This is a genomic window from Sulfuricurvum sp., from assembly GCF_028688295.1.
In the GTDB taxonomy this organism is placed as follows: Bacteria; Campylobacterota; Campylobacteria; order Campylobacterales; family Sulfurimonadaceae; genus Sulfuricurvum.
This window is the reverse complement of sequence record NZ_JAQTYM010000111.1, coordinates 1-4,306: the sequence shown is the minus strand read 5'-3', so window position 1 is coordinate 4,306 and position 4,306 is coordinate 1. Positions and strand designations below refer to the sequence as shown.

At 43.5% G+C, this 4,306-nt stretch carries 5 protein-coding genes; all 5 read right to left on the bottom strand.

Annotated features, from left to right (window positions below; all coding sequences use genetic code 11):
• Window positions 1-94 precede the first annotated feature (94 nt).
• The 5 genes from PHR02_RS13145 to PHR02_RS13125 are packed head-to-tail and all read right to left on the bottom strand — an operon-like array spanning window position 95 to window position 4,258.
• Entirely contained in the window at window positions 95-424 is a 330-nt protein-coding gene (locus PHR02_RS13145; protein WP_299992708.1) for a hypothetical protein, read from the bottom strand.
• 3 nt (window positions 425-427) lie between these two features.
• Window positions 428-1,738 (bottom strand): UDP-N-acetylmuramate--L-alanine ligase, encoded by a 1,311-nt coding sequence (gene murC, locus PHR02_RS13140; RefSeq protein WP_299992706.1) that lies wholly within the window; start codon window positions 1,736-1,738, stop codon window positions 428-430.
• The gene (locus PHR02_RS13135; protein ID WP_299992705.1) at window positions 1,735-2,199 is read right to left on the bottom strand and encodes a hypothetical protein; all 465 of its coding nucleotides are present in this window, start codon (window positions 2,197-2,199) and stop codon (window positions 1,735-1,737) included. Before PHR02_RS13135 ends, murC begins: the two co-directional genes overlap by 4 nt.
• A complete protein-coding gene (locus PHR02_RS13130; protein ID WP_299992704.1) occupies window positions 2,196-3,332 on the bottom strand; it encodes a succinyldiaminopimelate transaminase in 1,137 nt (378 codons plus the stop codon). The genes PHR02_RS13135 and PHR02_RS13130 overlap by 4 nt, the downstream gene beginning before the upstream one ends.
• Before the next feature lie 56 nt (window positions 3,333-3,388).
• Window positions 3,389-4,258, bottom strand: a complete 870-nt coding sequence (locus PHR02_RS13125) for a hypothetical protein (protein ID WP_299992703.1) — start codon at window positions 4,256-4,258, stop codon at window positions 3,389-3,391.
• Window positions 4,259-4,306 lie beyond the last annotated feature (48 nt).

Below are 4,306 nucleotides of genomic sequence, written 5' to 3'. Positions count from 1 at the left end.
TTTTGTTCACGAGAAAAAAAGTGTTCTAACGATGCAATATGAGGTAGGAGATCGAGCTTGCCGAAAAGCTCGGCGAGGTTAGCGGAGAGTCGGCTCATTCGCACTCACGGGCATTGATGATTTGCTGATAGTGTGGGGTCCCTTTGAGTCCTATGAAGCTTTGGGTTCCGACACTGTAATCGAACGTTGTCGTATTAACATCCACTCCGTGACAGATCAGCGTTTCGCCGCTGCGGAATTTTTGCTCTATGGTTACCACTTTTTCACGATCACGGTCTGAAGCGATGTTATAAGCAATCGCACCGCTGATAAAAAGGGTCAAAACAGCGGAAATCAATGCTTTTTGTTTCATCCCCAGTTTGGTGAAATAGTGCATCACGGCGAACACAAGAGCGACGATTCCAAACCAAACCAAATACCCCATAATTTACTTTGTCCCTCTGAGCTGATAGGTCAAATCACCTGCACCGAATCCGACGATCAAATCATGATCGTACGTTTTAAGAACAGTATCGGCGTTCACCGTTTCAATGGTGTCGCCTGCGCGGTGGAGTTTGTCACACATGGTGAGATTATAATGTCCAAAACGCCCTGTGAAATCGATATCACGAGGCTCTTCACTTGCCGCCCATACGGGGAGGATAACCAGTTCCGCACACCCTTCGAAACACTCAACAAACGCATCGAGGTTATCGATGGTTCGGGAGTATTTGTGCGGTTGCCAAATTGCGATGATACGCTTGAACCCTTTTAGCTCCGCATAGGTTGTGAGCGACTGCATTGTCGCTTTGATCTCGGTCGGATGGTGAGCGTAATCATCGATAATGACACGATCAGAACCTTTGAAAATCACGTCAAACCGTTTTTTAATTCCTCGAAAATTCAGGAGATGGACACGGATAGAGGCAATGCTCATCGTCTGTGCCGCCGCCATGATCGCCAATGAGGCATCCATTGCGATATGTTCGCCGAATCCCCATACCTCAAACTCTCCGAATCCTTTGAGGTGAAAGCGGGTGTAGGGTTCATCATCAATGAGGGTATAGGTGATATTGGTGATATCCTGACTCGGATAGAGACGCAACGCATCGCATTGGAGTGTTGCCATAAACGGATCTTCCGCATTGATGACACGAACAGGAGCCATTTCGATAAAACGGAGATACGCGTTGTGAAACTCGTCGATATTGTAGTTGTAATACTCCATATGTTCCGGTTCGGCATTGGTGACGATCGAGCAATACGGATTTGAGTTGAGAAAGCTTCCATCAGACTCATCAGCTTCGAAGAGCATTACATCCGTACTTCCGTCATAGCGGACGTTGGAACCGAATCCTTTGGACTCTGCGCCGATGATCGCACTGCCATCCATGATTGCCGCCAAAATTGCCGTGGTCGTACTTTTACCGTGTGCTCCGCACACCGCGTAGACTTTTTTCTCACTCAATATTCGCAACAGAGCATCACGACGATGAAGCACTTCAATCCCTCGGCGGTGAGCTTCTACGATTTCAGAGTTGGTTGGACGGATAATCGCAGAGTGGATAACGAGATCACACCCCTCAGGGATATTGGCCGCATCGTGACCGATATGGACGGTAATTCCGCGATCGAGGAGACGTTGCGTAATATGGGTGGCTTTCATATCCGAACCGCTCACCTCATGTCCGCTGAAACGCATGTATTTTGCTAATCCTGAAATGCCGATCCCGCCGATCCCGATAAAGTGGATTTTCATTGTGAAATTTCCTTTTTAAAATAGCTGATGTAAAACTTCCCGCCATTTTGCGTTGCGGCCATATCGACGTACTCATCGATAAAATCATCAAACGGGATTTTCGCGTCACATCCTGCACGATGAATCTTCATCGCTTCTGAAAACGCTTCATCATTGCTGATTCCACCGAGCACTTCAAACAGTGCGCTCGCATCGGTAGCTGACCCCGCACTGTAATGTTCAATCGCATATTCGTACAAGGCGCGAATCGTCGCAAAATCCTGCACTTCATTCATATCAAGCTTTTCGAGATTTTCCAATGCATTGGTGAGACGTTCTAATGCGAGATCGAGGATATTGGCATAATAGGCCATCAACGTATCTTCATCAAAACTCTCATGTACCTGAGATTCAAGAACGTACAACGAAGCGATATCCCCTTCACTTTGTGCTTGAAAAATTTTATCTTTTAACTCGTTCATGACAATGCCTCCTTTAGGCGATTAAGTGCTTGGATGGTACGTACAGTCTCTTCGACGAGGGCGATACGGATATAGCCGATACCGGGATTTTCACCGTTTGCATCATCGCGTGCCAAAAACTCTCCCGGTAAAACTTTCACGTTATAGTCGCGGTAAAGTTTTTGGGTAAATTCGAGTGCATTAGGGACTTTTAGCCAAACATAAAAAGTCGCATCGGAGGTAGTAATTCCTAAAATCTCCTGCGCCGCTTTGAAATTTTCTGCATACACCGCGCGCGCTTTCGCCACATGCTCCTCATCTGCCCATGCCATAGCCGCCGCCGCTTGAAGCGGTAGAGGCGAAGCACATCCGACATAGGTGCGATACTGCGCGTACCCTTTTAAAATCTCAGCGTCCCCCGCAATAAATCCGCTGCGCAGCCCCGGTGCGGAAGAGCGTTTAGAGATCGAGTTGATAACGAGAACATTTTTAAACGAGGTATTGCCGACATATACCGATGCTTCGAGAAGTGAGGGGACTTTCTGATCGGTATAAATCTCACTGTAGCACTCATCGTTGATAAGACAGAAATCGTGTTTGAGGGCAAGTTTCACCCATTCACCCAACTCTTCGAGGCTAAGTACCGATGCCGTCGGGTTGTTCGGAAAGTTCAAAATGACCAAATCACACTCAGAGAGTTCCGCTTCGTTCACAACGGGCTTAAATCCATTTGCTTCGGTGAGGTTGAGATGGATCACCCGTGATCGGGATGCTATTGCCGCACCCTCATAAATCTGATAAAACGGATTCGTATACGCCATCACTGGCTCTTTTTTATCGAACAGATAATACTGAGGGAAATTAAAGAGCACTTCTCGCGTCCCGAACGAACTCACCAACTCATCGGCTTTGAGCTTCACTCCGAAACGGCGTTCGACAAACCCTCTCATAGAGTCATTGAGATACGCTTCTCCCGCCGTTTTAGGATAACGGCGAAGCTCTTCTGAGTGCTTACAAATCGATTTTTGGATAAAAGCGGGAGTCTCAAACTGCGGTTCCCCGATGGTCAATGCGATCGGTGAATAGGCGTTATTTGGGGTAATTCCCTCTAAAAGTTGAGTCAGTTTTTCAAATGGGTACGGTTCAAAATGCAAAGGAAGGTCTTTGTAATGGAATTTGTTGCTATATTATAGCGTCCCATGGCTGTATTTTATTTTATCTCTATCGGCACTCTCAATGTATCGAGATAACGAGCTATTTTCTCACCTATTAGCAATCCAAAAAATGCTACTAGACTAATAACAATCAAATTTGTAATTGCTATATAAATAAATAAAATAAAATTCTCTGTTTTATTACCCAATATAAAATAAACTGTATACACTGGGAAAAATGTCCCTATCGTAATTAAACGCCATAATAAGAATCGATATGCTGTTTTAAAATATCCTAACATCAAACCAAACGGTAGCTCAACAATTAGCGCTCCAATCAAAACACTCAGATTGATTGAAAATAAGAATATAGTAACTTTACCCCAATAAGATGGCTGATACACCTGAATCCATTTTTTGGCAAATGATAAGGATTCAAATGAAGAATCCAATGACATTGCAATAAAACCCAACCCAATAGAAGTCACAGCAATTATTAACTGAAACTGCCAAGAAAGTCCATTTTTCTTCTCTTTTGAGAGTTTAGGATTAAGCTCGTCAAACCATTTTTGAACCGGTTTTAAAAAAGGAATTAGAATTAGAATTAGAGAGAATCCACTGCCTAGTAGCAGACGTATATTCTCTCTAAATTCTCCTACTCCCCCTAAATTTACTAAAGTAAGTACTAAGAAAAAAGATGTCATCAAAAAAAATGGAATCATTAATACCAAAAACAAATTTCTCGCCCAATAACGCCCTTGCCAAATCCCAAAAATAGATACCAACATTATTAAATTGTAAATTATTGCCCAAGGTTTTGAAGAATCAGTTAAAAATACAATCAGATTTGTTATAAACATCACCCCGAAAATAATCACAAAAACTTTTATTACCCACGGCCTTTTAGGTATAATCGTAATTTCCATATTCTACACCCTGTTAAAATTCGATTTTTTATAATCGATATATTATAG